Annotated in this window: 22 protein-coding genes; 10 read left to right on the top strand and 12 right to left on the bottom strand. The window is 63.5% G+C overall.

Annotation, left to right across the window (positions count from 1 at the left end):
• Positions 1 to 169: 169 nt before the first annotated feature.
• The 4 genes from ASD44_RS07215 to ASD44_RS07200 all read right to left on the bottom strand — a co-directional run bounded on the left by ASD44_RS07215 (position 170) and on the right by ASD44_RS07200 (position 5384).
• A complete protein-coding gene (locus ASD44_RS07215) occupies positions 170 to 772 on the bottom strand; it encodes a sarcosine oxidase subunit gamma (protein WP_056110218.1) in 603 nt (200 codons plus the stop codon).
• Positions 765 to 3758 carry a sarcosine oxidase subunit alpha family protein gene (locus tag ASD44_RS07210; protein WP_056110216.1) on the bottom strand — a complete coding sequence of 998 codons (2994 nt, stop codon included), beginning with the start codon at positions 3756 to 3758 and terminating at the stop codon, positions 765 to 767. Before ASD44_RS07210 ends, ASD44_RS07215 begins: the two co-directional genes overlap by 8 nt.
• On the bottom strand, positions 3755 to 4060 hold the full coding sequence (locus ASD44_RS07205; RefSeq protein ID WP_082542403.1) for a sarcosine oxidase subunit delta: 306 nt from the start codon (positions 4058 to 4060) through the stop codon (positions 3755 to 3757). The genes ASD44_RS07210 and ASD44_RS07205 overlap by 4 nt, the downstream gene beginning before the upstream one ends.
• Before the next feature lie 64 nt (positions 4061 to 4124).
• The gene (locus ASD44_RS07200; RefSeq protein WP_056110214.1) at positions 4125 to 5384 is read right to left on the bottom strand and encodes a sarcosine oxidase subunit beta family protein; all 1260 of its coding nucleotides are present in this window, start codon (positions 5382 to 5384) and stop codon (positions 4125 to 4127) included.
• A 191-nt stretch (positions 5385 to 5575) separates the two neighbouring features.
• On the opposite strand from ASD44_RS07200, the gene ASD44_RS07195 reads away from it, so the two are divergent.
• The 7 genes from ASD44_RS07195 (at position 5576) to ASD44_RS07165 (ending at position 14417) form a co-directional block, all read left to right on the top strand.
• Positions 5576 to 8065: a mechanosensitive ion channel family protein gene (locus ASD44_RS07195; protein WP_056110213.1), complete on the top strand. Its 2490-nt coding sequence runs from the start codon at positions 5576 to 5578 to the stop codon at positions 8063 to 8065.
• Between the two features lie 145 nt (positions 8066 to 8210).
• Positions 8211 to 8474, top strand: coding sequence for a hypothetical protein (locus tag ASD44_RS07190; protein ID WP_056110211.1), 264 nt, complete (start codon positions 8211 to 8213; stop codon positions 8472 to 8474).
• A gap of 205 nt (positions 8475 to 8679) precedes the next feature.
• Positions 8680 to 10119 (top strand): UbiA family prenyltransferase, encoded by a 1440-nt coding sequence (locus ASD44_RS07185; protein WP_056110209.1) that lies wholly within the window; start codon positions 8680 to 8682, stop codon positions 10117 to 10119.
• The gene (locus ASD44_RS07180; RefSeq protein WP_056110207.1) at positions 10116 to 11465 is read left to right on the top strand and encodes an FAD-binding oxidoreductase; all 1350 of its coding nucleotides are present in this window, start codon (positions 10116 to 10118) and stop codon (positions 11463 to 11465) included. Before ASD44_RS07185 ends, ASD44_RS07180 begins: the two co-directional genes overlap by 4 nt.
• Before the next feature lie 29 nt (positions 11466 to 11494).
• Entirely contained in the window at positions 11495 to 11923 is a 429-nt protein-coding gene (locus ASD44_RS07175) for an EamA family transporter (protein WP_056110205.1), read from the top strand.
• Positions 11920 to 12927: an NAD(P)-dependent oxidoreductase gene (locus tag ASD44_RS07170; protein WP_056110204.1), complete on the top strand. Its 1008-nt coding sequence runs from the start codon at positions 11920 to 11922 to the stop codon at positions 12925 to 12927. The genes ASD44_RS07175 and ASD44_RS07170 overlap by 4 nt, the downstream gene beginning before the upstream one ends.
• A 17-nt stretch (positions 12928 to 12944) precedes the next feature.
• Positions 12945 to 14417: an aspartate aminotransferase family protein gene (locus ASD44_RS07165; RefSeq protein WP_056110202.1), complete on the top strand. Its 1473-nt coding sequence runs from the start codon at positions 12945 to 12947 to the stop codon at positions 14415 to 14417.
• An 89-nt stretch (positions 14418 to 14506) separates the two neighbouring features.
• Here the strand turns inward: ASD44_RS07165 and ASD44_RS07160 are convergent, their stop codons facing one another.
• Positions 14507 to 16270: a hypothetical protein gene (locus tag ASD44_RS07160; protein ID WP_244478731.1), complete on the bottom strand. Its 1764-nt coding sequence runs from the start codon at positions 16268 to 16270 to the stop codon at positions 14507 to 14509.
• A gap of 290 nt (positions 16271 to 16560) precedes the next feature.
• On the opposite strand from ASD44_RS07160, the gene ASD44_RS07155 reads away from it, so the two are divergent.
• Positions 16561 to 19122: an FAD-dependent oxidoreductase gene (locus ASD44_RS07155; RefSeq protein WP_056110200.1), complete on the top strand. Its 2562-nt coding sequence runs from the start codon at positions 16561 to 16563 to the stop codon at positions 19120 to 19122.
• Between the two features lie 106 nt (positions 19123 to 19228).
• Positions 19229 to 20083 carry a DUF1194 domain-containing protein gene (locus ASD44_RS07150; protein ID WP_056110198.1) on the top strand — a complete coding sequence of 285 codons (855 nt, stop codon included), beginning with the start codon at positions 19229 to 19231 and terminating at the stop codon, positions 20081 to 20083.
• 60 nt (positions 20084 to 20143) lie between these two features.
• On the opposite strand, the gene ASD44_RS07145 is transcribed toward ASD44_RS07150, so the two are convergent.
• The 3 genes from ASD44_RS07145 to ASD44_RS07140 form a co-directional block, all read right to left on the bottom strand.
• Complete coding sequence (locus tag ASD44_RS07145) at positions 20144 to 21082, bottom strand: GlxA family transcriptional regulator (RefSeq protein ID WP_348271192.1); 939 nt, start codon at positions 21080 to 21082, stop codon at positions 20144 to 20146.
• A gap of 300 nt (positions 21083 to 21382) precedes the next feature.
• Positions 21383 to 21529 carry a hypothetical protein gene (locus tag ASD44_RS18335; protein WP_162246407.1) on the bottom strand — a complete coding sequence of 49 codons (147 nt, stop codon included), beginning with the start codon at positions 21527 to 21529 and terminating at the stop codon, positions 21383 to 21385.
• A gap of 200 nt (positions 21530 to 21729) precedes the next feature.
• Positions 21730 to 21912: a hypothetical protein gene (locus ASD44_RS07140; protein WP_056115617.1), complete on the bottom strand. Its 183-nt coding sequence runs from the start codon at positions 21910 to 21912 to the stop codon at positions 21730 to 21732.
• Positions 21913 to 22044: 132 nt separating this feature from the next.
• Between ASD44_RS07140 and ASD44_RS07135 the strand changes: the two genes are divergently transcribed.
• Positions 22045 to 22941 carry a LysR substrate-binding domain-containing protein gene (locus tag ASD44_RS07135; RefSeq protein WP_056110193.1) on the top strand — a complete coding sequence of 299 codons (897 nt, stop codon included), beginning with the start codon at positions 22045 to 22047 and terminating at the stop codon, positions 22939 to 22941.
• Between the two features lie 76 nt (positions 22942 to 23017).
• Here the strand turns inward: ASD44_RS07135 and ASD44_RS07130 are convergent, their stop codons facing one another.
• The 4 genes from ASD44_RS07130 to ASD44_RS07115 form a co-directional block, all read right to left on the bottom strand.
• Positions 23018 to 23206: a hypothetical protein gene (locus tag ASD44_RS07130; RefSeq protein WP_056110190.1), complete on the bottom strand. Its 189-nt coding sequence runs from the start codon at positions 23204 to 23206 to the stop codon at positions 23018 to 23020.
• Complete coding sequence (locus tag ASD44_RS07125) at positions 23203 to 24189, bottom strand: alpha/beta hydrolase (protein WP_056110189.1); 987 nt, start codon at positions 24187 to 24189, stop codon at positions 23203 to 23205. The genes ASD44_RS07130 and ASD44_RS07125 overlap by 4 nt, the downstream gene beginning before the upstream one ends.
• Positions 24190 to 24316: 127 nt before the next feature.
• Entirely contained in the window at positions 24317 to 24508 is a 192-nt protein-coding gene (locus tag ASD44_RS07120) for a DUF2158 domain-containing protein (RefSeq protein WP_056110187.1), read from the bottom strand.
• A gap of 88 nt (positions 24509 to 24596) precedes the next feature.
• Positions 24597 to 26660, bottom strand: coding sequence for an ASKHA domain-containing protein (locus ASD44_RS07115; protein ID WP_056110185.1), 2064 nt, complete (start codon positions 26658 to 26660; stop codon positions 24597 to 24599).
• Positions 26661 to 26812 lie beyond the last annotated feature (152 nt).

Below are 26812 nucleotides of genomic sequence, written 5' to 3'. Positions count from 1 at the left end.
TAGGCAGTAGGCAGTAGGCAGTAGGCAGTAGGCAGTAGGCAGTAGGCAGTAGGCAGTAGGCAGACCTTGTCCTTGCGCTCTCTTCTGTGTTGACAGATGCAACTTCGATTGCCGATTGCCGATTGCCGATTGCCGATTGCCGATTGCCGATTGCCGATTGCCGCTCCTTTTACTGCACCTCGTAACCTACCTCCGCGCTGGCGTGGCATAGCGCCTTCCAGAACGACCGCGCGAAGGAGCGGAAGACGCAGATATCGAACCGGTCGGCGCCGGTGCGCTGGATCTGGGCGAAGATGTCGTGATGCGACGTCGAGCGCCCGGCGCCGAGCGGAAAGGCTGGCAGCGCGAAATCGATGGCGAAGAACTTCGCCAGTACCCATTCCGCTTTCGGCCCCTCGATGCGGATAATGGTGCGGCCGTGCGAAAGGTCTGTCACCGCACCCATCGCCGGTGGAATGGCATTCACCAGCGCGGCAACCAGGCCCTCGCTTTCAACCGTGACGATGAATTTTCCCGGCGCAATGCCGAAGGCATGCTGATCCGAGGCGACCACGCCACCGCCCGGTCCATCGGGCATATTCAGGCCGGTCACCGCGCGGATGGCGGCGGCGGCACTCTGTTCCTCGCCCGGCCACGCGGTGACCTGGACAATGGAGCCGGGGCGGATTTCGGACAGGGCAACCTCGACGCCATCCTCGAAACGGCCATGCGAGCCGGATCGGTAGACCGGCTCCAGCGGCGACAGGCGTTCAACTCCAATTCGGCTAGCCATGCATGCGCGTCCCTTCGGGATCGAAGAAGTGGTGGCTGACGATCTCGACCGGGCCGAAGCGTTTGCGCAGCGGATCCGAGACGAAGGCGCGCTTGCCGTGGCGCGCCTTGCCGCCTTCCAGCAGGGCCAGCGCGATGTACTTGCCGAGCGACGGCGAATAGCAGCAGGCGGTGAGGTAGCCGATCGAGCCGTGCGGGTTCCCCTCGTGCAGTTCCTCGACAATGTGCGCGCCGCCGCTCAGTGGGCGATTGTCCAGGGCAACGATACCCACAAGCTGCAGACGGTCGCTGGCGATCAGGCCTTCGCGGTCCATCATCGCCGAGCCGATGAAAGGCTTCTTCTTCGACAGCATCCAGCCGAGATGGAGATCGCGCGCCGTGGTGCGGCCGTCGATCTCGGCGCCGGTGACATGGCCTTTTTCGATGCGCATCGTGCCGAGCGCCTCCAGTCCATAAGGCACGAGGCCATACGGCTTGCCGGCCTGCATCAGCGCTTCCCAGACATGCGTTCCCCAGTCGGCGCCACAATAGACCTCGAAGGCCATTTCGCCGGAGAAGGACAGGCGGCAGATCATCACCGGCACGCCGTCGATCTCGCCATGGACGATGCCCATGAAGGGCAGGGCGGTATCGTCGACCGGGGTGCCGGTGACGACGCTTTGCAGGATTTTTCGCGCGTTCGGCCCACCGATGGCCGCGCCCGCCCACTGGTCGGTTACCGAGGTGACGGCCACCTTCAGGTCCGGCCAGATCACATCGAGAAAATACTCCAGATGCTGCATCACCTTGCCGGCGTTGGCGGTGGTGGTGGTCATGAGGAAATCGCGCTCGCCGAGCCGCCAGGTGGTGCCGTCGTCGAAAGCGATGCCGTCCTCGCGCAGCATCAGGCCGTAGCGCGCCTTGCCGACGGGCAGGGTAGAGAACATGTTGGTGTAGACGCGGTCGAGGAATTCCGCCGCGTCCGGACCCTGCACGGCGATCTTGCCCAGCGTCGAGACATCGACGATGCCGGCGCTGCCGCGCGTTGCCCTTGTCTCGCGCACATACGCCTGCTCGATGGTCTCGCCGGGGTCGCCGTAGATTTGCGGGCGGTGCCAAAGCCCGGCCGAATACATGGTCGCGCCGTGTTCGACATGCCAGTCATGCATCGGTGTCAGCCGCTCAGGCCTGAGGTCGCCGAAGCGTTCGGCAGCCAGCGAGCCCAGCGAGACGCCGGCAAAAGGCGGGCGGAAGCGGGTGGTGCCGACCTCGGGGATCGATTTGCCGAGCGCCGCCGCCATGATGGCGAGGCCGGGCACGTTCGACGTCTTGCCCTGGTCGGTCGCCATGCCGAGCGTGGTGTAGCGCTTGAGGTGCTCGACCGAGACAAAGCCCTCGCGGTGGGCGAGGCGCACGTCATCAGCGGTCACGTCGTGCTGGAAATCGACAAAGCTCTTGCCATCGGCGCGGATTTCCAGAACCGGCGCGGGTTTCGGGTCGCCCGCAACCGTTACCACCGCCGGTGGCTCGAAGCGCTGGCCGCCGCCGCCGGACACGGCCATGCCGGCGGCGACACCCTGCGCGATCGATTCGGCGGTCGAAAATGCGCCGTTGAAGGCGCCGGCGCCGGTCCATTTCCGCGTCGGTTGTGGCGGCAGGAATGCCTGCAATCCGTCATCCCATTCCGGTCTGGCACCCGCCTGGCTGGCCAGATGGATCGCGGGTGACCAGCCGCCCGAAACGAGCAGGCCGTCGGCGTGGATGTTGCGCGCTTCGCCCGACGCTGTGCCGGTCGCAGCCTGGAAAGGCTGGACGGTGACGCCGGACAACGCCTTGCCGCCCTCGGTGGCGACGACCGCATGGCCAGTCAGCAGCTCCGCTTCGAGCTCGTTGGCGATGGCGCGCATGTCAGCGGAAACGTCCGCCCGCACATCCACGATGAGGACTGTGCGTGCGCCGGCGTTCTTCAGCGCCAGCGCCGCGCCATAGGCGGTGTCGTTGTTGGTAAAGACGGCGACCTTGTCGCCGGGCAGCACGCCGAATTCATTGGCGTAGCGTTTGGCGGCGCTCGCCAGCATGACGCCCGGCCTGTCATTGCCTGGAAACACCAGCGGCCGTTCCAGCGCGCCGGTGGCGAGCACCACCGAGCCGGCGCGGATCGTCCACTGCCGGTGGCGCGGCTCGTCGGTGGCGAACCGTTCCTTGTGATCGCCGACGCGTTCGAGCGCGACGAGCGAATTGCCGTCGTAGTAGCCCCATACGGTGGTGCGCGGCAGCAGCCGGACGCTGTCGAATTCCTGCAGATCGCGAATGGCCTCGGCCGCCCAGTCGGCCGCCGGCACCTCGCCGATCGTCTCGCCGGACCAGTTGGCCGAGCCGCCCAGAACGGGGTCAAGTTCGGCCAGGATGACGCGCTTGCCGGCCTCGGCGGCAGTCCTTGCCGCCATCAGCCCGGCAGGGCCGGAGCCAACGACGAGCACGTCGCAGAACGCGTTCATGTTCTCGTAGCGCGCGGTGTCCGGCGCCTTTCCTGCGCGGCCGAGCCCGGCGGCGCGGCGGATGAAATGCTCGCAGAACATCCAGAATCGCGTGCCTTGCAGCGGGCCGATCACGGGACCCATGAAGGTCTTGTAGTAGAAGCCGGCCGAGATCAGCTTGCCGGCAAGCTGGTTGAGCGCGCCGATATCCCAGCTCAGCGACGGAAAGCGGTTCTGGCTTTCGGCGACCAGCCCGTCATGGATTTCGACCATGGTCGCGGGAACGTTCGGCTCCCGGACATCGCCGCGCAACACGGTGACGAGCGCGTTCGGCTCATCGACGCCGGCGGTCAGCACACCGCGCGGGCGATGGTATTTGAACGAGCGTCCGAACAGCGAAACGCCGCTCGCCAGCAGGGCCGATGCCAGCGTGTCGCCGGGATGGCCGGTATAGGACGCGCCGTCGAAGGTGAAGCGAATGGTGCGGAAGCGGTCGATGCGCCCGCCGGTCTCGGTGCGGCGGGAAGTCATGGCCGGGCTCCGCGCCGGCCTGCCGGCTTGACGGGGCTCGGTTTCGTCTCGGGGCGAACCGGCTGGACAGCGGAAATTTCATGAGTCAGCGTGTTGCGCACAACCCGGATGTGGGTGCGGCAGCCGCCGGAATGCTGCCAGATTTCGTTGTGGTCGCCGGCAGGGTTCAGCCGGTCGTAGACATAGTCGTTCCAGGCATCGAGGTCCTGTGAATTGGGCGCGGGACGCTGACGGTTGCCATCGCCCTGATAGGTGAATTCGGACACGTCGCGCGCGCCGCAATAGGGGCAGGTGATCAGCATCTTGTCATCTTTTGTTTGACCATGATCTTGTCCGAAACCGGTCTCCACTTTTCGGGGTCATGGTCTAATGCAACCGCGGGGTTGCCCCCTGGCCTTTTTCGTCGATCAGGATGCCGCGGTGGAAGCGGTCGAGCGTGAAGGCGGCGTTGAGTTCGTGCGGTTCGTCGCGGGCGATGGTGTGGGCGAAGCAGAAGCCGGAGGCCGGCGTCGCCTTGAAGCCGCCGTAGCACCAGCCGCAATTCAGGTACATGCCGGGCAGGGGGCCGGTTGTGATGATGGGCGAACCGTCCATCGACATGTCGCAGACGCCGCCCCAGGAGCGCAGCAGCCGCACGCCGGCGAGGCTCGGGAAAAGCGCCAGCATCTCGGCCATGACTTCCTGCACGATCGGCAGGTTGCCGCGCTGCGCGTAGCTGTTGTAGCCGTCGATGTCGCCGCCATAGACCAGCCCGCCCTTGTCGGACTGGGAGACGTAGAAGTGGCCCATGCCGAAGGTGACGACGGTATCCAGCACCGGCTTCAGCGATTCCGTCACGAAGGCCTGCAGAACATGGCTTTCGATCGGCAGCCGGTCGATGCCCGCGAGCTGCATGACGCGGCCGGTGGAGCCGGCCACCGCCACCGCGACCTTCTTCGCGCGTATCTCGCCGCGCGAGGTCGTGACGCCGGTTATACGGTCGCCATCGCGCAGGAAGCCGGTCACTTCGCAGTTCTCGACGATATCGACGCCCCGCCTGTCCGCGCCACGCGCATAGCCCCAGGCGACCGCATCGTGCCGGGCGGTGCCGGCGCGCGGCTGCATCAGCCCGCCATAGACGGGGAAACGGGTCGCCTTCGACGTGTCCATGACCGGGATCAGCCGGGAGATCTCAGCCACCGACAGCAGTTCGGCATCGACGCCCTGATGGCGCATGGAATTGCCACGCCGGGCATAGTCGTCCAACTGCGCCGGCGAATGGGCGAGGTTGAGGACGCCGCGCTGCGAGAACATCACATTGTAGTTTAGGTCGTGGGACAGGTTCTCCCACAGTTTCATCGAATGCTCGTAAAAGCGCGTATTCGGTGGCAGGAGATAGTTCGAGCGCACCGCCGTGGTGTTGCGGCCGACATTGCCGGAGCCGAGATAGCCCTTCTCCAGCACCGCGACATTGGTGACGCCATGCTCCTTGGCAAGATAGTAGGCGGTGGAAAGCCCGTGTCCGCCGCCGCCGATGACGATGACGTCATAGGCGGCCTTGGGCTCCGGCTTGCGCCATGCCGGTTTCCAGTCCTTGTTGCCCGTCAGCGCGTTCTTGAGCAGCGCGAGGGCCGAATATTCCGCCATGCCGATGATTTTCCGTTGCGTGCCGAAGCAGACTATAGAGCAGGCCGCACCGTCAAAGCCAATATTGCGCCACCGCCTTTCGAAAGGCCGACCTCATATTCGGTTGCGTGACGCGGCTTGCCCGGCCGGACGAGCCTCTCTATCAATGGCGCAATTTTTCGGCATCCAGTCTGCTCGCGAGTCGCCCGTTTATGTTTCTGCGATGGATTCGCATTCTTGTCGTTCTTCTGCTGGCAGCGGCACCTTTGGTGGTTGCCGGGCCGGGCACCGGCGTGGCGCAGGGCGTCCAGCAGCAGGCGCCGACCGGGCTTGTCGCGGACCAGCAGGCCGTCCTGCAGGCGCTGACCAAGAAAACCGACGGTTTCGAGACGCAGATTCGGGACAAGGCGGAGGACGACGGCGCGCTTGTCGAGATCCGTCTTCAACTCGAAGACTTGTCGCGCAAGGCGCTCAAGAGCGCGCTTGCTTTCCGTCCGCGGCTTTCGGAAATCAACGGCCGGCTCGAGCAACTGGGCAATCCGCCGCCTGAGGACGAGGCGGCAGAGGCGGACATCGTCACCGATGAACGGAACGCGCTTAAATCCGAAAAGGCGCAGATCAACGTCGTTCTCGCCAATGCGGAAAGCCTGTCGCTGCGAATCAACGGGCTGATCGAAAAGATCGGCACATTGCGAAGCGAGCTGTTCCGCAATCTGCTGACGAAGCGCTACGTGCTTACCGACGCGCTGAGCGGCGAGGTGATCTCCGACGCCGGCAAGGAAGCGGACAGCTTCTTCAACGCCGTCTCGTCGTGGCTTTCATTTGCCCTGAAATTCAAGTTCCAGGCGATGCTGGTGGCGACGTTGCTGGCGCTGACGGCCGCGGCCGTACTGATGATCGGCGGGCGGCGGCTGTTCGGCCGGCTTTTCGTGGCCGATCCGAACGTGATCGAGCCTTCCTATCTGGGGCGCCTTTCCGTGGCGTTCTGGTCGACGCTGCTGCCGACCGCGGCGCTTGCGGTGTTCTTCGTCGCAACTTTCTTCTTCTTCGATTATTACGGTGTGCTGCGCGGCGATATCGGCATTTTCCTGCGCACTTTCATGGCGGTGACCGCCATCATCTTCTGCGTCAACCGGCTGGCCAACGCGGCGCTTTCGCCCGGCCTGCCGAACTGGCGGCTGATACCGGTCGAATCCGCGCCGGCGCGCTGGCTGGTGCATCTGGCGACGGCGATGGCGGTGGTCATCGGCATCAACAATTTCCTGGCCGTCGTCAACGACCAGATGGGATCGCCGCTTTCGCTCACTATTGCCCGCAGCTTCATCGCGACAATCATCGTCGGCGTGCTGCTTATCCTGATGGGGTCGGTCCGCCCGTTTCGCTCGCATACAGGCGACTGGCGGCCGTGGCCGAGATGGCTTCGCTATTGCGCCTATGCGCTGGGGCTGTTCACCATCGGTGCGGCGCTGTTCGGCTATATCGGCCTGGCACTCTTCGTCTCCTTGCAGGTGGTGGTTACCGGCACGATCCTGGTCACCGCCTATATCGGCTTCCTGTCGGCGCGCGCCATCGGCGCGGAAGGCGGTTTCGGTTCCTCATCCGCCGGTGCCTGGCTGGGACAAAAGTCGAACCTGGACGAAACGACGCTGGATCAGTTCGGGCTGGCTGTCAGCATCGGCATCAACCTTCTGATCGTGCTGGTGTTCCTGCCGCTCATCCTGTTCATGTGGGGCTTCCAGTTCGGCGATATCCAGGCCTGGGGCTACAAGCTGGCGACCGGGCTGACGATCGGCTCGGTCACCATCTCGATCACCGGGATCCTGACCGGCATCGTCGTCTTCGTCATCGGCTATTTCGTCACGCGCTGGTTCCAGGGCTGGCTCGACGATTCCGTCATGGCGCGGGGCCGTGTCGATACCGGCGTGCGCAATTCCATCCGGCTGATCGTCGGCTATGCCGGCGTCGCCGTCGCCGGGCTGGTCGGCATCTCGGCCGCAGGCATCGATCTTTCGAACCTCGCACTGGTCGCCGGCGCGCTCTCCCTCGGCATCGGTTTCGGCCTGCAGAATGTCGTGTCCAATTTCGTTTCGGGCCTGATCCTTCTGGCCGAACGGCCATTCAAGGTCGGCGACTGGATCGTCGCCGGCGACGTCAGTGGCACCGTCAAGAAGATCAGCGTGCGCGCAACCGAGATCGAGACGTTCCAGCGCCAGTCGGTGATCCTGCCGAACTCGAACCTTATCAATGGGGCGGTCGGGAACTGGACGCATCGCAACAAGCTGGGACGCGTCGAGATCAAGGTCGGCGCGGCCTATGGCAGCGACATCAAGCGTGCGCACGAAGTGCTGCTGGAGATCGCGCGGGGTCATCCGCTGGTGCTTAAGAACCCAGAGCCGTTCGTGCAGTTCGTCAATTTCGGCACCGCGGCGCTGGAATTCGAGATTCGCGTCTTCCTCGCCGATATCCTGAACGGCAGCATCGTGCAGAACGACATCCGTTTCGCCATCATCGATGCGTTTGCCAAGGAAAACATCGAGATACCCTCGACACCGCGCGCGACGGTCGAGAAACATGCGCCCTGGCCGACCGACGACGACAAGATCGAAGCCGATTTCGCCGAAGAAACGCGCATCAAGGCAGAGGCGACAGAGGAATACGAGAAAAAGCGGCCGAAGCGGCCGCGCAAGCCGGACCCCAACTGACGCCGCTGTCCACCCCTGCCAAAACCAATTGCGGCATGAATGAGGCATTCAGTTGCGGTTCACATTGCTTCCTCTATAGACTGGTCGGCAAGAGCGGGAATGCCTTGCTCAGTGCAACAGAGGCGGTGGAAACACCGAGATCGCAATGTGGAAGTCCCTCATCGCCGCCGTCGCCTTTCTCGCAGCGGCCGGCTCCGCTTTCGGCGCCAGCGCCGTGAACCGGGATTCGGAAACGCGCACCCTGATCGTCACGGAAGGCGGTTCGAAAAGCGAACTCAACCTGGCAGGCGGGGAAACCGTGCAGTTCTGCTCGGGCGGCTGCTTCGTGACGCTGCCCAATGGCGACCTTGAAGCCTTGACCGGCTCCGAAACGATCGAGATTTCCGGCGGCGTCGCCAAGATCAAGTAACCGGACAGTGAAGGCCGGGCCAGTCCCGGCCTTTTCGCTTTTCCTCGTCTTTTAGCGATTCAATTGACCGCAGCTTAACGATGACGCGGGAAATAGCCGGTCCGACGGCTGTTCAGACCCCTCGCTTTAACGTTCCGTAGCCTGTTCACAGCTATGTCCGATGTGCCGGAAACGGCGCTGGGGCAGAACTGGGGCAATCAGGGCAATGGATGCGCGCTCAGACAAGAACGCAGTACCTTTGGCCGTCGATCTCGACGGCACCCTGATCGCGACCGATCTTCTGTGGGAAGGCGTCTTTGCGCTGCTCAAGAAGAATCCGCTTTATCTTTTTCTGATTCCGTTCTGGCTTTCCGGCGGGCCGGCTCGCCTGAAGCAGGAAATCGCGGCGCGGGTCGACATCGATCCCGCCTCGCTGCCATACCGGCAGCCCTTGCTTGAGCGTTTGCGGGCCGAACATGCCGAAGGCCGCAAGATCGTGCTGGCCACCGGCACGCCGCGCAAATTCGCCGAGGCTATTGCCTTGCATCTCGGCATTTTCGACCGGGTGCTGGCGACGGACGGCAAGGAAAATCTGACTTCGGGCAAGAAGCGTGCATCGCTGGTCGCCGCCTATGGCGATGGCGGGTTCGACTATGCCGGCAACAGCAGGCACGATCTCAAGGTATTCGACGCAGCGCGGCGCGCCATCGTCGTCGCGCCGGACCGTTCGGCCGCCCGGTGGCAGGCGAAGCACGGCGGCGACAGCATGCCAGGGCCCAAACCAACGCTGCGCACCGTGTTGAAGATGCTGCGTGTGCATCAGTGGCTGAAGAACACACTGATCGCGGTGCCTCTGGTTCTGTCGCATGAATATTTCAACGTGGCGCTGATCAAGGACTGCGCGCTCGCCTTCGTGTCGTTTTCAGCGGTCGCGTCGGCCATCTACATCGTCAACGACTTCTTCGACCTGGCGCTGGACCGCCAACATGCCACCAAGCGCAACCGCCCGTTCGCGAGCGGTATGCTGTCGATTCCGTTCGGCCTGGCCTCGATCGCCGTGCTGTTGGCGGTGGGTATCGGCACGGCGCTGTTCCTGCCGGTCGAATTCCTGATCGTGCTCGCCGGCTATATGGTGGCCACGACGGCCTATTCGCTGGCGGTCAAGCGGATGCTGCTGCTGGACGTGCTGACGCTGGCCGGCCTCTATACGATGCGCATCCTGGCGGGCACCGCTGCGACCGGCATCGACGTCTCGTTCTGGCTGCTGGCTTTTTCGGCCTTCTTCTTCCTGTCTCTGGCGCTGGTGAAGCGCTATGTCGAGTTGCGCTCGACCATGCTGTCGGCAGGCCAGCGCATCGCCGGGCGCGGCTACCGCACCGAAGACCAGGAGATCGTGGCACAGGCCGGCATGGCTTCGGCCTTTTCCTCGGCGCTGGTTCTGGCGCTCTACATCGACAGCAATGAAGTGCGCGAATTGTACAGCCATCCCTGGGTGGTCTGGCCGGTTGCGCCGATCGTGCTTTATCTGGCGATGCGCGTCTGGATCCTGGCGCGGCGCGATGAACTGCACGACGATCCGGTTGTGTTCATCATGCGCGACTGGCGCAGCCAGATCGTCATCCTGATGGGTGCGCTGTTGCTCGTCGTGGGGGCGTGGCTGGCATGAGCGCTCCGTACCAGAGTTTCGGCATGGTCACGCCTCCCGCGTCGCGCTTCATGCCCGCGTCAGAGGCGATTGCGCAGCTGAAAGCCGGTGGCGTGCGTTCGGGGGCGCTGATCGCCTATGGCAATGGCCGCTCCTACGGCGATTCGTGCCAGAACCATGGCGGCGCCGTCGTCGACATGCGCTCGCTCAACCGCCTGCTGAAGTTCGACCCCGAAACCGGACTGGTGGAAGCCGATGCCGGCGTCATGCTGTCCGACGTCATCGCCCACGCGGCGCCGTTCGGTTTCTTCCCGGCGGTCGTGCCCGGCACGCAATTCGTCACGCTGGGGGGCGCGGTCGCCAATGACGTGCATGGCAAGAACCATCATCGGCGCGGCACGTTCGGCTGCCATGTCGAGGCGCTGACGCTGCTGCGTTCCGATGGCCGTTCCTACAAATGTTCGCCTTCCGACAATCCGCGCCTGTTCTGGGCGACCATCGGCGGCATGGGGCTGACCGGCCTGATCCTGTCGGTCTCGATGCGGCTGATGCGGGTGCCTTCGCTCGACATCATCGAGAAGGCCGTGCCTTTCGCCGGGCTCGACGGCTATTTCGACCTGGCGCCGGCGGCCGACGAAGCCAACGAGTATGCGGTTGCCTGGATCGACCAGCTCGCCGGTGGCCGCAAGGCCGGGCGCGGTATCCTTTTCACCGGCAATCATGCTGAACACGGCCAGCGCGTCGCCTCGCAGGGCGGAAGCCGGCTTTCCGTGCCGTTCCAGCCGCCGCTGACGGTCCTCAACCGGCCGTTCCTGAAAGTTTTCAATGCGGCATACCGCTGGCGCAAGGGCCGGGCGGAAAACCACCAGACGGGCTATCAGGGCTTCTTCTTCCCGCTCGACGGGGTGCGCGACTGGAACAGGCTCTACGGTCCCAAAGGCCTGTTCCAGCACCAGAGCGTGCTGCCCGAGGACGCCGCGCGCGAAACCGTTCGCGAATTGCTTGCCGCCGCCCGCAAGGCCGGGCAGGGATCGTTCCTGACCGTCCTGAAGCGGTTCGGCGCGATGCGCTCACCCGCGCTGCTGTCGTTCCCGCGCCCCGGCTATACGCTGACGCTGGACTTCCCCAACCATGGCGCGGCCACTCTGCGGCTGCTGGCCGAACTCGACCGCATCACGGTGGATGCCGGCGGTGCGGTCAATCCCTACAAGGATGCGCGCATGAGCGCCGAGACGTTCGAGGCGTCGTTCCCGGAATGGCAGCGGCTGGAAACGATGCGCGACCTAGCCTTCCTGTCGGATTTCTGGGTGCGGACGGCCTTGCAGCTGGCAGCGCGGCGGGCTGTCCCGGCGCAGGCGGCGGAATAGGCAATGAATCAACAAATGAAGCGAAGACCATGAAATACATAGTGTTCATACTTTTTACGGTGATGACCAACGCGGCGGCGCAGCTCATGCTCAAGCAGGGCATGATGTCGCTCGGGCCGATCTCCTTCGAGGGGGTCAATCCCGTTCTGAAGCTGTTGCAAATCGTATTCAGCCCCTGGGTGTTCCTCGGCCTCTGCACTTTCGTCATCTCGATGGCGTCGCATCTCTACGTGCTGTCGAAGGTCGAGCTCTCCTTCGCCTATCCGTTCCTCAGTCTTGCCTATGTGGCGGTGGCGTTGTTCGCCTATTTCGTCTTCCGCGAGGACATGAACGCCTGGCGCATCGCCGGTATCGCCGCGATCTGCCTTGGCACCGCGCTGATCGCCCAGGGCGGCAGCGGCCACGAGCAGGAAACGGCTTCCCTTTCGCCCGAAAAGATTAGCGAGATCGTTCGATGAGACACATCATTTTCGGCGGCGACGGATTTGTCGGCCGCCACCTTGCTCCGAAACTCGTCGCCGATGGCCAGGACGTTATCGTCGCCGACATCGTCAAAAGCGACCTGTCGCATTACCGGTCGGTGAAGCATGTCCATTGCGACGTGACGGATGCCGCTTCGGTCGCCGCCGTCGGGATCAAGGCCGACGACATGGTCTACAACCTGTCGGCCAAGATGCTGTCGCCGATCCAGGTTCGGGCCAAGCGGCACGATTTCTTCTTCCCGGTGAACTATCACGGCACCGTCAACATCATCGAGGCGATGGACAAGGCCGGCGCGCCGAAGCTGGTCCATTTCACCACCGATATGATCTACGGCCATACCGTCACCTATCCGATGACGGAGGAGCATCCTGTTTCGCCGCTCGGCGAATACGGCCTGTCGAAGTGGCGGACCGAGGAACTGGCGGCGGACTGGCGCCAGCGCGGCATGTCGATCTCGCTGTTTCGGCCGCGCCTCATCATCGGTCCCGGACGGCTCGGCATCCTCGAGAAGCTGTTCAAGCTGATCGACTGGAACCTGCCGGTGCCGATGATCGGTTCGGGCAAGAACCCGTACCAGTTCATTTCCGTATTCGACTGCGCCGAAGCCTGCCGCGCGGCCTGGAAGGCCGGCGTGCCGAACGAGGCCTACAATCTGGGTTCGCTCAACCCGCCGCCGGTGCGCAAGCTGCTCGGCGACCTGATCAAGCACGCCGGATCGAAATCGATCCTGGTGCCGACGCCGGGCTGGGCGGTCAAGCGCACGCTCGACCTGCTCGACTGGATGAACATGCCGATCATGGATCCGGAGCAGTATCTCATCGCCGACGAGGAATGCGTGCTCGACGTTTCCAAGGCAAAGCGCCAGCTCGGCTGGGCGCCTCAATATCGCGACGAGGACATGCTGATCGCCGCCTACAAGGAATACCGCGCCAAGAAGGACGGCCACGCCGTCGCAACCAGCCATGTACCCGCCGAGTAAGGCTTGAGGAGAAGAAGATGACTGTCATGACCAAGCCTGAACAGACCGCTGCCCGCGCCGTGATCGACGCACCGGCGCTGTCGCCCGCCACCGTCAAAAAACCTGATCTGATCAGCGTCGAGCAGGCGAAGGCGCTCGATGTCGCGCGCATCACCGACCTGTTCAAGGACCACCTCAATCCCGGCCAGATCCACTTCATGAAGCTGCTCGGCTTCCACAAGGTGAAGATCGAGCGGGCGGAAGGCATGTTCTATATCGACCAGAATGGCCGCAAGATCCTCGACTTCTTCGGCGGCTTCGGCTCACTGGCCTTCGGCCACAACCATCCGCGCATCCTCGATGCGCGCATCAAGTTCCAGGAGGAGAAGCGGCAGGAGATCGCCATCGCCTTCATGTCGCAATATGCGGCGGCGCTGGCGCATAACATCGCCGCCTGTTCGCCCGGCGACCTCGATATGGTGTTCCTTGGCTCCTCCGGCTCCGAAGCGATGGAAGCGGCGGTGAAGGTCGCCGAACGCGCCGCCGGCCCGAAGCGGCCGAAAATCGTCTATGCGGAGAATTCCTTCCACGGCAAGACCAAGGGCGTTCTGGGCATCACCGATGGACAGCTCTACCGCGCCGACTTCAAGATGGCGGAAAACACCGTGCGCATTCCTTTCGGCGACATCGACGCTGTGGAACGCCTGTTCAGGAACGACCCGGAGATTGGCGTCATCGTTCTGGAAACAATCCAGGGCGGCGGTGGCATCATCCAGGCGCCAGCGGAATACTGGCAGAAGCTGCGGGCGCTGTGCGACAAGCACGGCGTCCTCTGGGTGGCCGACGAAGTGCAGTGCGGCTACGGCCGTTCCGGCCGCTTCTATGCCTTCGAGCATTATGGCGTCGTGCCGGACGTGACGGCGCTGGCAAAGTCGCTGGGCGCCGGCAAGGCGGCAGTGGGCGCGATGATCGCCAAGCGCGACATCTACATGAAAGCCTACGGCACGCCGAAGACGGCGATGATCCACGCCATGGCGACATTCGGCGGCATGGGCGAGGCCTGCGTGACGGCGATAGAGGGCATCAATTTGCTCTACGACGAAGGCCTCATCGACAATTCGGCGGCGACCGGCGACTATCTACTGAGCCGCCTGCAGGCGCTGAAGGACAAGCACCCCAAGATCATCAAGGACGTGCGCGGCAAGGGCCTGATGGTCGGGCTGGAATTCCATGACTTCTCGCAGACGCTGCCAATGGTGCTGCGTCCGATCGTGAGCGTCCTGGACGACAAGCTGAAGGGCTCGCTGTCGGGCTTCGTCGGCGCGCTTTTGCTGCGCGACTACGACGTGCTGGTGGCCTTCACCGAGTATAACCGCAACGTCATCCGACTGGAGCCGCCGCTGATCTGCGGCTGCGAGCATGTCGACCGTTTTATCGAGGCGCTGGACAGCCTGCTTTCGCGGGGCATCGTTGCCATCGTCAAGGATTTCGTCAAGAGCCAGGTGCGCTGAGCTGGAGACGCGGCGGGTGCAAAAACCCGCCGAACCTGGAGACGAAAAAGCCGGGCAACTGCCCGGCTTTTTCTTTGTCGGTTGTCGGCTTATTGCGCGGCCGGGCCGAGTCCCAGCGCTGCTGCATATTTCGGATGCACGAAGGCATCGTAGCAATCGTCGAGCTTTATGCGAAGATGATCCGCCAGCGGCTTTTCATACAGTTTGTAGAGCTCGGCGTTCGATGTCGTCGGCGGGCAGGTGGGGTAGAGCACTATGTCGGTATCGGCGACGGCGCGGTCTTCCTGCGAGCCGGGCGGCGGCACCGCCCGCGTCGGGTCGGCGCCGATGGCGATGTGCCGGGGCGCCAGCCTGTCCATCAGATAAGGGAACGGGTTGACGAAGTTCAGCGACATCATCGTCTCGAAACGGACCCCTTTCGCCGCTTCCAGCGCCCGAATGGAGTCTACCGCGCGGCTGGTCGTCGCCAGATAGATGACCTGGAAATCAAAATCCGAATAGAAGATCGGGGTCGGCAGTTCGCCCGTGGCGACGAGATCGTCATAGAGCTGCCGGTGCTGCGGATAAAAGCGCAGCATCCGGTCGACGCGCTCCGCGACGGCCTCGCGCATGGAGACGTCGCCCAGCGTGCCGAGGTTCGAATGATCGAGCGCAACGTTCTTGACCGTGCCGATATAGGTTCGGGCGGCGCGCTCCAGGACCTTGACCATGGGCGGGAGCGCGATCGCCGCGGCGAGGGTGAAAACGGTGACGAACAGTTTCGGCCTGGGCAACAGGGCCGGCGTGTGGAGCAGGATGCCGAGGACGACGGGCCAGAAGAAGATGAAGGCCTGGCTGCCGGTGTTCTGGGTTTCGAACAGGATGCCTGAGGCGATCATGGTGATCAGCCAGAATGGCCCGCGGTTGATGGCGACGGCCAGTTCGCCGGCGCTGCGATTGCGCCAGCCGGAAGCAAACTGACGTGTCAGCGCTGCCCTGTCCGACCACATCAGCACCAGCGCCAGGATACCGGCCGGGGCGATGATGCCAAAGCCGTTCGATGCCGCCTGGAAGAAGCGTGGACCGATGGTTTCGCTGTTGAGGCTGATGAGGATGGCGATGTCGATGATGTAGCGGCTCACCATGCCGGTCGGGATTTCCACCAGCGCCAGCATGGCCAGGAAGATGCCGGCCGAGACAAGCGCATGGCGCAGCGGCAGCCGGCCGGCCAGCAGCGCGAAGGCGGCGATCAGGCCGCCAGCGACGAAGCCGGTAATCTTGAGGAAGAACAGCGCCGCCATGGTGGCGATAACGATGGCGGTTAGAAGCTTGCGCTGCTGTACGAACACCAGCGCCGCGACCAGCACGTAGATGAGCTGCGAGGCGTGGCGGTTGTAGATGCCAAAGCCATCGGAACCGGGAAAGGGATAGAATTCCCGCGTGTTGAACGGCAGCAGCGCAAAGATCAGGAACGGCACCAGCAGGCCGAACGCCGTCAGCCGCGAGCGGCGGTCGACGTCCCACAGGATCAGCGCCATCAAAGGCACCGTCACCGGCAGCAGCGACCAATGCGCGATCAGTGTCGGATGCGCGTTCGGGAACACCGCCAGAAAGCCGGAGAACAGATAGTAGCCGAGCGGGCCGACGGGTGTGAAGAAGTCGGTGACCGGAACCTGCCCGGAGGCGATGCGGTTGGCGGCGTCGTAATAGACGAACACGTCCCAGTACATGGAGCCGATGGGAAGGACGAGCGGTATCGCCGACAGGACCGCGACGACAAGCACGGCCAAGGCAAGCACCACCAGCGGCGAGGCGAAGCCCGCGCGCGCCAAGAACGAGGTCCGCATCCCGCTGCCATTCGCAGCCGTATTCATGTCCCGCTCCGTTGCCCTTGCACATCCGGCCTGTTGCGTGCCGGTATTATCCAGCGGCCGGTAAACCCGGAAATTCTCCTAACAGATCGTTGAGACGAAAACGTTAATGGCGACGGGTAACGTTTCATTAAGGTTGACGCGCAAGGCGGCCTTTCGCGCGGCAAGTCGCGCGCCGTTTCCGCCATGTCGCAAACAGGCCGAAAGCGCGATTGCCGCCCGGACTAATGTCCGGCAGGATCGGGCCAAGCGGTGCGCCGCTGGTGGACGCAAAAATCGCTTTGGGGTGAGGCATGGCAGAGTTTCCGAAACAGGCGAAGGTCGTCATCATCGGGCTCGGTGGCATTGTTGGCGCCTCGGTCGCCCACCATCTGATCGAGCGCGGCTGGGACGGCATCGTCGGCATCGACAAATCCGGCATCCCCACCGATATCGGTTCGACGGCTCACGCCTCTGACTTTTGCTACACGACCAGCCACGATTTCCTCTCCTGCTGGACGACGCTCTATTCCATCGATTTCTACGACAAGATGGGCCACTACGCCCGTGTCGGCGGCCTCGAGGTGGCGCGCGTCGGCGATGACGAGCGCATGGCCGAGATCAAGCGCAAGATCGCTTCAGCCAAGGCATTCGGCACACGCGCGCGGCTGATCGAACCGGCCGAGATCAAGGAAAAGTTCCCGCTGATCGAGGAGCATCTGGTGCAGGGCGGACTGTGGGACCCGGATGCCGGCCTCGTCATCCCGCGCTCGCAGACAGTGGCCGGCAAGCTGGTCGACCAGGGTGTCTCGGCTGGCAAGCTGCAGGTCTTCGCCAACACCTCGGCGACATCGCTGGTGATCGAGCACGGCCGCATCAAGGGCGTGGTGACCGGCCGAGGCACGATCATGGCCGACCATGTCGTGGTCTGCACCGGCATCTGGGGCCGGCTGACGGCGGCGCTGGCCGGCGAGGATTTGCCGGTCATGCCGATCGACCATCCGCTGACCTTCTTCGGTCCGTACACCGAGTTTGCCGGCACCGGCAAGGAAATCGGCTGGCCGCTCATGCGCGACCAGGGCAACTCGGCCTATATGCGCGACACCGGCGACCCGAAGACAGCCGAGGGCGGCCAGATCGAATGGGGCTACTACGAGGAGACCAATCCGCGCCTTTGCCATCCGCGCGACCTGCTGGAGAAGGAGCAGGCGCGGCTTTCGCCGTCGCAGCGCGATCTCGACATGGAACAGATCATCGCGCCGCTGGAGCGCGCCATGGAATTGACGCCGATCCTCGGCGAGCTCGGCTACAATGAGAGCCATTCGTTCAACGGCCTCTTGCAGGTGACGACCGATGGCGGGCCTTCTATGGGCGAGAGCCAGAAGGTGAGGGGGCTCTGGTACGCCGTCGGCATCTGGGTCAAGGACGGCCCCGGCATGGGCAAGCTGATCGCCGACTGGATGACGGATGGGCGCACCGCGATCGACCATCACCAGATCGACTATGCGCGCTTCTATCCGCACCAGATGGAAGAACAGTTCATCTGGGACCGCTGCACCGAGACGGCGATGAAGGTCTACAATCCGGCGGTGCATCCGCGCGAGCCGTTCTCGAAGGGGCGGGGTGTCCGCCGTTCGCCGTTCTACGAACGTGAGAAGGCGCTTGGCGCCTGTTTCATGGAACTGGGCGGCTGGGAACGCGCCCACGGTTATGCCGCCAACGAGCACCTGCTGGAGAAATACGGCGACCGCGTGCCGGTGCGCGAGAACGAATGGGACAACCGCCATTTCTGGCGCGTCTCCAATGCCGAGCATCTGGCGATGAGCGAGGACTGCGGCATCGTCAACCTGTCGCATTTCTCGATGTACGACATCGAGGGACCTGACCATGTGTCGCTGATGGAGTGGCTGTGCGCGGCCAGGATTGGCGGCGACGCCAATATCGGCAAGGGCATCTACACGCACTTCCTCGACGAGCAGGGCATGGTGCGCGCCGACTTCACCGCCATCCGCATGGCCGACCGCATCCGCATGATCGACGGCGCCGACGCCGGGCCGCGCGACTTTCACTATATGCGGCGGGTGGCCGAGGACAAAGGCTTCGACGTCACCATCACCGACGTGACGGAGAAATACGTCACCATCGGCATCTGGGGACCGAATGCGCGCACGACGCTTCAGAAGGTCGTCGAGGACCCCGATGGGCTGACGCTTGAGAATTTCCCTTTCGCTGCGATCAAGCCGGTGCGGATCGGCGGCAAGGATGTCACCGCCTTCCGCATCTCCTATGTCGGCGAGCAGGGCTGGGAACTGCACATGCGCTACGAGGACGGCTTGGCTGTCTGGGACGCGCTGCGCGCGACGGGCGTGATGACCTTTGGCGTTGAGACCTACGCCAACACGCGCCGCATGGAAAAGAGCCTGCGGCTGCAGAACGCCGATTTGCTGACCGAGTATAATCTGCTGGAGGCCGATCTCGCGCGGCCGAAGGTCAAGGAAGCGGATTTTTGCGGCAAGGCGAAGCATCTGGAATACCGCGCCCGCGAGCATCAGCCGGCGGTGCTGTGTACGCTGGTCATGACAGACAATGTCGATTCCGCCGGCGTGGCCCGCTATCCTGTCGGCACCATGCCGGTGATGGACCGCGAGAAGGGCGAGACGCTGGTGGATGAACTCGGCCGCCGCTCGTTCACCACCTCGGTCGCCTACGGCCCGACGATCGGCAAAAACATCGCGCTCGCCTATCTGCCATGGGCGTATGCCCAAGAAGGCCGCAAGCTGCAGGTCGAATATTTCGGCGAGATTTTCCCGGTCGAAGTGACCGCCGTCGGCTACAAGCCGCTCTACGATCCGGAGAATGCGAAGCCGCGGAGCTGAGGGCACAGCCACGAGGCGGTGCCACTCGCCAAATCGTGATGGGATGACTTCGCAGCCTCAGCCTTGAAAGGCTTCCCCCGGCGGCAAATCGGCGTACTCTTCCGTCATGTCTCGTCTGCTTCGGTCAGGGCGGGTTCTTGTGGGCAGCGCTCTCGTTGCGCTGTCGTTCTTTGCTGCGGCTCCCCTCCAGGCTGCCGAACCCGTCGATGTCCAGCTTGTGCTCGCCGTCGACGTGTCTCTTTCCATGTCGCCGACCGAGCTTGAGATCCAGCGGCGCGGTTATGCCGCGGCGTTGACCCATGACACGGTTTTGCAGGCGATAGCCGATGGCGCCTACGGCAAGATCGCGGTGACGTATGTCGAATGGGCCGGCTCGGCGACGCAGCATGTCATCGTTCCGTGGACCGTGGTGGCCAACAAGGCCGATGCGGAGCGTGTCGTGCAGCAGCTCAGTTCCGGGCCGCCGAACAGCGCCCGGCGCACATCGATTTCCGGCGCTCTCGACTTTGGCGGCGATCTGTTCGCGGAAAGCAATTTCGAGGCCGTCAAGCGCGTCATCGACATTTCCGGCGACGGACCCAACAACCAGGGCGCGCCGGTCGACGTCGTCCGCGACGAACTGGTGAAGCAGGGCATCACCATAAATGGGCTGCCGCTGATGACGCGCGGCGGCTTCACCAGCATCTACGATGTCACCGATCTCGACCGCTACTATACCGACTGCGTCATTGGCGGCCCCGGCGCCTTCATGATCCCGGTCAACGACTGGACGCAGTTTCCCGAAGCCATACGCCGCAAGCTGGTGCTGGAACTGGCAGGTCCGGCATCGCCGCACTGGGCGCGCGAGGAGGCGGCGCATCCGCCGGTGCTGCTGGCGCAACAGAAGCCCGCGTCAGACTGTCTGGCCGGGGAAAAATTGTGGCGTAACCGGACCTGGATGTATGACGACACCGACAGGTAGACGTTGCTCGTACGAAATGCCGGATGCCGATCCCGCAATGGCTCTGGCTGCCGCTGCTGTTCAGGCTGCGAGCAGATGCTTGCGGTCGACCCGCTCCTGCTGAGGCGAGCGGGCATAGAGCTCCCGGTAGCATTTGGAAAAATGCGACGCCGAGACGAAGCCGCAGGCGACCGCTACTTCCACCACTGGCATGGACGACTGGATCAACAGGTGGCGGGCGCGGTCCAGCCTTATTTCCAGATAGTAGCGGGCCGGCGAGCGGCCCATCTCGGTGCGGAACAGCCGTTCGATCTGACGGCGCGAAAGATCGACATGGTCGGCGATTTCGACCAGCGACAGCGGCTCGGACAGGTTCGATTCCATCAACTCGATGATGGTGAGGACCTTGGAGTTCTGGACGCCGAGCCGCGCGCGCAGCGGCAGCCGCTGGCGGTCGCTCTGGCTACGGACGCGGTCGGTCAGCACCTGTTCGCAGACGCGGTTGACCAGGCTTTCATCGAAATCGTCGCCGATCAGCTTGAGCATCATGTCGAGCGCGGCGGTGCCGCCGGCGCAGGTGTAGATGTTCTGATCGACCTCGAACAGGTCGGCGAAGACATTGGCCTTGGGAAAGGCTTCCTGGAAGCCGGGCAGGTTTTCCCAGTGGATGGCGCAGCGCTTGTTCGAAAGCAGCCCCGCGGCGGCGAGCACGTAGGCTCCCGTACATAGGCCGCCAATGGCGACGCCGCGGTTGTATTCCTCCCGCAGCCAGGCAAAGGCGGTCTTGTTCTGATATTTCTCGACGTCGATGCCGCTGCAGACGATGGCCATGGAGGGCCTGTCCGGCCCGGCCATCTTCCTGCGCTCATCCTCAAGGGAGGTGGTGACGGCGCACTCCACGCCGTTGGAGGCGCGCACCGGCCTGCCGTCCAGACTGGCGAGACGCCATGTATACGCATCGTAGCCGAGGATACGGTTCGCCAGCCGCAGCGGGTCGAGCGCCGCAGCAAAGGCTACCATGGTGAAATCGGGAATGAGAAAGAAGACAAACGATCGCTTGATCGGATGTTTGACGGCGTTCACGGGAAACCTCTCGCAGCCATGACGCGAACAGAATGTCGCTAACAGCAAAGGCATCAGGAAAAGCCTTTGCTGTCAATTGGCTAGGACGCTACACCGCAACAATATTTGCGACACGGGTCGCAAATGGGCAAGGGCGGATTCGTGCTGGTTTACACGGGTCTACAGAGCCGCGCGGTCCCATCGTGGAAGCGGTCGACCTCAATTGCGAGCAGAGAAGGGCTATAAGGCGAACGCGATCTAAGCGAGGACGCCAAGCCGGGCGGCCGTCATCGCGCCGGTCTGGCCGGGCATGGTGCGGGACAGGCGCTGACGCTCCAGCGCGGTGGTGAGGTTGGTTTCGCGGCGGGCGAAGAGACGGGCGAACAGCTTCATTTCAAACTCCATCGGGTTGCTCAGCGGGTCGCCTTCGCGTGGTGGAGTGGGGCAGCTCGTTGCGGCGCGGATATAGGCCTGTCCGCAGGGAAACCTGATCGCAAAAGCGAAGCGCTCGATATGAAAAGCGACATCGGATGGTGGAAAGGCTCAAAAACGAAAGAAGGCCTGCCTTTTTGAAGAGGCAGGCCTTCAAACCGGCGTACAGTCGATCATTTTGCGCCAGCCCAGGTGCCAGCTCCGTGGTCGCGGACGCGAACGTCCCTGACCGGCGGCCAGCCGATATCCTTCTGTACTTCCGCCGGTAGCGAACCGATTGCGCGTTCGGTCCGGTAGCGGGCGCGAGCGGCGCTGAAGTCGGAAACGATACGGCCGATGGTCGAAAGAATAAACATGACTTTCTCCTTCCTCGTTTGGCCCCAAGAGCCTATGGCCTTGATGACAGTGTTGACTATGCGCGCCGGTTGATGTTCAATCAAACGAAATGAAATGATGTTTTGTATCAGAAAAATTGAAAGGCACTGGCGATGAACGCCCCGCTCAATCACCCGCTGCCCTTGCTGGATCTCGACGTGCTGCGCACCTTCGTGGCGATCGCCGAAACCGGCAGTTTCACTGTTGCTTCGACATCGGTGTTCCGCACGCCCTCCGCGGTGTCGATGCAGATCAAGAAGCTGGAAGACATCCTTGGACGGGCCGTGTTCCTCCGCGACGCGCGTTCGGTGTCGCTGACGACCGACGGCGAGATGCTGCTCGGCTATGCGCGCCGGCTGCTGGCGATCAACCGCGAGGCGGTTTCGAAGTTCATCGTTCCCGACATTGTTGGCGTCGTCAGGCTGGGCTCGCCGGACGATTATGGCGAGCGCGTGCTGCCGCATGTGCTGAAGCGCTTTGCCCAGTCGCATCCTTCGATCGCGGTGGACGTGACCATCGACCAGTCGATCAATCTGCGCCGCCGCATGGACGACCGGACGCTGGACATCACACTCCTGACCAATTCCACCGGCGCCGCCAACGGCGCCGAGACGCTGCTGACGGAGCCGATCGTCTGGGCCGGCTCCAAGGGCGGCTGCGCCCATATGCGCGAGCCGTTGCCGGTTTCGGTCTGGGAGGAGGGGTGCTCATGGCGCGCCGGCGCGCTCGATGCGCTCGGACGCCAGGGCCGCAACTTCCGCGTCGCCTATATGAGCGCGCACACGGCCGGCCAGCGCGCGGCGATCCTCTCCGATCTCGCCGTCGCGCCGCTGCCGAAGTCGTTCATCACCAACGACATGGTGGAACTCGGCCTGCCGGATGGGATGCCGACGATCGGCAACTATATCCTCGCCATGCTGGTGACGCCGGACGCCAGCGCGCCGGTGCAGGCGGTCGCGGACCATATCCGCGCGACCTTCGAGAGTTTCAAGGAAACGGGCAAGTTCTAGACGGATTCGTATGAGCAGAGCTGAAGTGTTGGCAGATTTGGTCGCTTTTTCAAAGCCGGCCGAAATTCTGGACTCTTTAGTTCGCAGCTTGCCGTGGGACGCGGAGCGACCAGAGATAACGCTCACGGCCGATCATGTTCGCAACGTACTCAACCGCTTCCGCGCCGGAGAGCTTGTTTCGGCCGACGTCGAAATCTGGGCTGACTTGATCGAACTGCGTGAGGATATAGAGCCCCAAGCCGATCATGAAGAGGCGATACTTCACGCAATATTCGTGCTCGCAACGCCCTCGATAAATGGTGCCTTGGATGACGCGCTCGCGGTGGAGTTGATAGGATCGTTATCGGCTTGAAGGGAGCGGGCTGTTTTCAAGAAAGCCACGATGCTGTTCCTTGCTTGCCGCGCTTCCGGCATCCGGATCAGCGGCCAGACATGGAACATGCCCTCGCCATAGACGAGTTCCACCTCGACGCCGGCATCGCGCGCCTTGTCGACGAAGATCAGATTGTCGGGCGTCAGCATGTCGTGCGAACCCGTCAGCAGAAGCGTTCTCGGCAGCACCGAAAGATCGCCATAGATCGGACTGATGTGCCAGTCGGTCGGCTCCATCCCGGCGCTGTAGAGGCGGATCGCCTCCTGTCCGCCGGGAATGCCGAGCCATGGATCGGCAAGCTCGGCCTCAATGGTGGCGGGATTGGTCAGCGACACGTCGAGGCCGGGCGAGATCAGCACATGGCTGCCCGGCACGGGCAGGCCTTCCTCGGCCATCATCATGGTCAGCACGACGGCCATGTTGCCGCCGGCGGAATCGCCCATGAAGACGATATCCCGAGGGTCCGCTTCATTCAGCATGGAACGGTAGACGTCGCCGACCATGCCGAACATGTCGTGGAAGTCGTGCTCAGGCGCGATGGGATAAATCGGCACCGTGAAACCGTAGCCCAGCCGGTCCGCCAGATCGGCAATCAACGCCCAATGATAAGACGTGATTTCAAAGACATAGGCGCCGCCGTGCAGGTAGAGAATCCTCTTCGTCGAGCCGGCGCGTGGCGGAATTTCATAGACGGGGAAGCCGTGGACATCGCGGGTCTCGATGCCATAGCGCGCCGTCATCCATGCCGGCGGCTGGTGGCTCTGGCGCTTGCGCGCCTGGGCGATCCAGCGCTGCATGTTCTCGGGGGTGGCGAATGCCTTCTTGCGGCTGTGGCGCAGGACGAAGGCGACGATGCGGCTTTTCAGACTTGGCATGGGATGAAACGAGAAATTCCGACAGCGAGGCCTCCCTCACTGCAAAAGATCGTTCGTTAGCCGGATATGTCAATGTTGACGCAACGTCACCACGCGGCTTTGTGACCGGATTGCCGCAGGCAGGTCGTCAAGTCGACCGCTGCTCGACCAGGACGAGCTGAAAGGGTTTGAAGGCCGCGTGCTGCGGGGTCCAGACATCGCCGTCGCGGTTGAACCAGTTGCACAGATACATGCCCGAGGCCGCCGTATCGTTTACCGTCATGTTCGGGCCGCCAGACTTCAGACGAACGACATCGCCGGATTTGAATGTCTCGCTCATACCTTCCTCCCAAGGTTGAAACGGTCATGCTATCCAACGATGGAGGGGCGGACAAGCATTTGCGCAACCTCCGACATGGCGCGCGAAATCAGCCGCGTCCGCGCCGCGCCGCGCGTTCCTCGCGCGACCGGCGGCGGGGTGCGCCGTCGCCGCCGGGGTTCGGCTCCGACATCTGTCTTGGCGGCAGCTTGACCTGCTCGGACAGTTTCGGGAACGGGTCGACCTTGTTGGGCAGCGCCATGGCGTCGATGAACAATTGCTGGAAATGCGGCTCGAGCGCGGTCTCGATTTTCTCGATGCGGGCCACTTCCTTTTCGATCTCGCGGCGATGGTCGCGGTTGAGCAGCGCCATCAGCGCGCCGGTGCCGGCAGCATTGCCCACCGCCTTGACCTCGGCGAGGTCGCAATCCGGGATCAGGCCGAGCACCATGGCGTATTTCGGATCGATGAAGGAGCCGAAGGCGCCGGCGAAGCGGATCGTGTCGACAGTCTCGACGCCCTGCTTTTCCATCAAAAGCTTGACACCGGCATAAAGCGCCGCCTTGGCGAGCTGGATGGCCCGGATATCATTCTGGGTGACGGTGATGCGCGGCTCGCCCTCGCGCCCTTCGCGCAGGAGGTAGCTCCAGGTGCGGCCATTCTGGACGATGCGCGGCGAGCGCGCCGCGAGTGCGCCGTCAACAACCCCATCCTCGGAGATGATGCCGGCAAGGTACATCTCGGCCACCACTTCGATAATGGCCGAGCCGCAGATGCCGGTCACGCCTGTCGTCCAGGATTCATCCTCGAAGCCGGGCTCATCCGACCATTTGTCGACACCGATGATGCGGTATTTCGGCTCCAGCGTGTCCGGATCGATGCGCACGCGCTCGATGGCGCCCGGCGCGGCGCGCTGCCCGGAGGAAATCTCCGCGCCCTCGAAAGCCGGCCCGGTGGGCGAAGAAGCAGCCACGACCCGCTGGCGGTTGCCGAGCACGATCTCGGCATTGGTGCCGACATCGACCAGCAGCATCATGCGGTCCTGCCGGTAGGGGCCTTCCGAAAGGGTGGCGCCGGCGGCGTCGGCACCGACATGGCCAGCGATGCAGGGCAGCATGTAGAGCCGGGCGCCTTGCGCGACCTCGATCCCGATCTCGTGCGCCCAGAACTGCAGTGCGCCGGAAACGGCCAGCGCGAATGGCGCCTGGCCAAGTTCCGTCGGGTCGATGCCGAGGAACAGGTGGTGCATGATCGGGTTGCCGACGAACACGCAGTCGAAAATATCGTGTCGGTCGACGCCACCTTCGGCGCAGACCTTGCCGATCAGTGTGTTGACGGCCTCGCGCACCGCCTTGGTCATGGCTTCGCGCCCGTCCGGATTCATCATCACGTAGGAGACCCGACTCATCAGATCCTCGCCGAAGCGGATCTGCGGGTTCGACGTGCCGGACGAGGCGATGACGCGGCCCGAGAGAAGCGACACCAGATGCATGGCGATGGTGGTGGAGCCGATGTCGCAGGCGATGCCGTAGGCTTCGTTCTTCAGGCCGGGATAGAGCGCGACGATAAAAGGCCGCGACGAATCCATGTCGCGGTGGATGGCGGCGGTGACGCCCCATTTGCCTTCGCTGACTTCCGGCTGGTCAGGGAGCGAGGTGCGCAGGATTTTCTGGACGGTGGGAATAAGATGCGGCGCGACCAGCAGGTCCTTCCAGCCCCATTCCTTTTCCAGCGCCAGCTTCAGGCGGTCGAGATCGCCGAGCGGCTTGTGCATGTCGGGCTGGTCGACCTCGACATAGCAGAGCTGCACGGCGGCGTTGCGCTCGATATGCCGGTCGGTGGCGGCCTTGCGCACGACCTGCGCGTTGATGACGGTGTCCTGCGGCACGTCGATGACGAGATCGCCCTGGATCGTCGCCGAGCAGGAGAGGCGGCGGCCCTCGGGCAGGCCGCGCACGCGCTCGTAGCGCTCTTCCTTGGGACCCTTGGGCGAGATGTGGTCATTCGAGGAGGTGATCTTGTGCTTGGCGAAATTGCCTTCCTGCACCTCGATCTGGCAGCGGCCGCAGGTGGCGCGTCCGCCGCATACAGATTCCACATAGACGCCGAGCGACCGCGCCGCATCCAGCACCGGCGTGCCAACCGGAAACCGCCCGCGCTTGCCGGACGGCATGAACAGGACGAGGGGGTCGGTGGGGTTCGAATGGGCGTTCAATTCAGTGCGTCCTTCGAGGCTCGCTCTGCTCGCACCTCAGGATGAGGGAGGTTTGAGCTATGCCGCTCTCGATTTTGTAATGCTGCACAACCTTGGATGAGCTGCAGCTA

It is taken from the genome of Mesorhizobium sp. Root554 (assembly GCF_001427025.1).
Lineage (GTDB): Bacteria > Pseudomonadota > Alphaproteobacteria > Rhizobiales > Rhizobiaceae > Mesorhizobium.
Note: the sequence above shows the minus strand (reverse complement) of the source record. Positions and strands in the feature narration are given on the sequence as shown.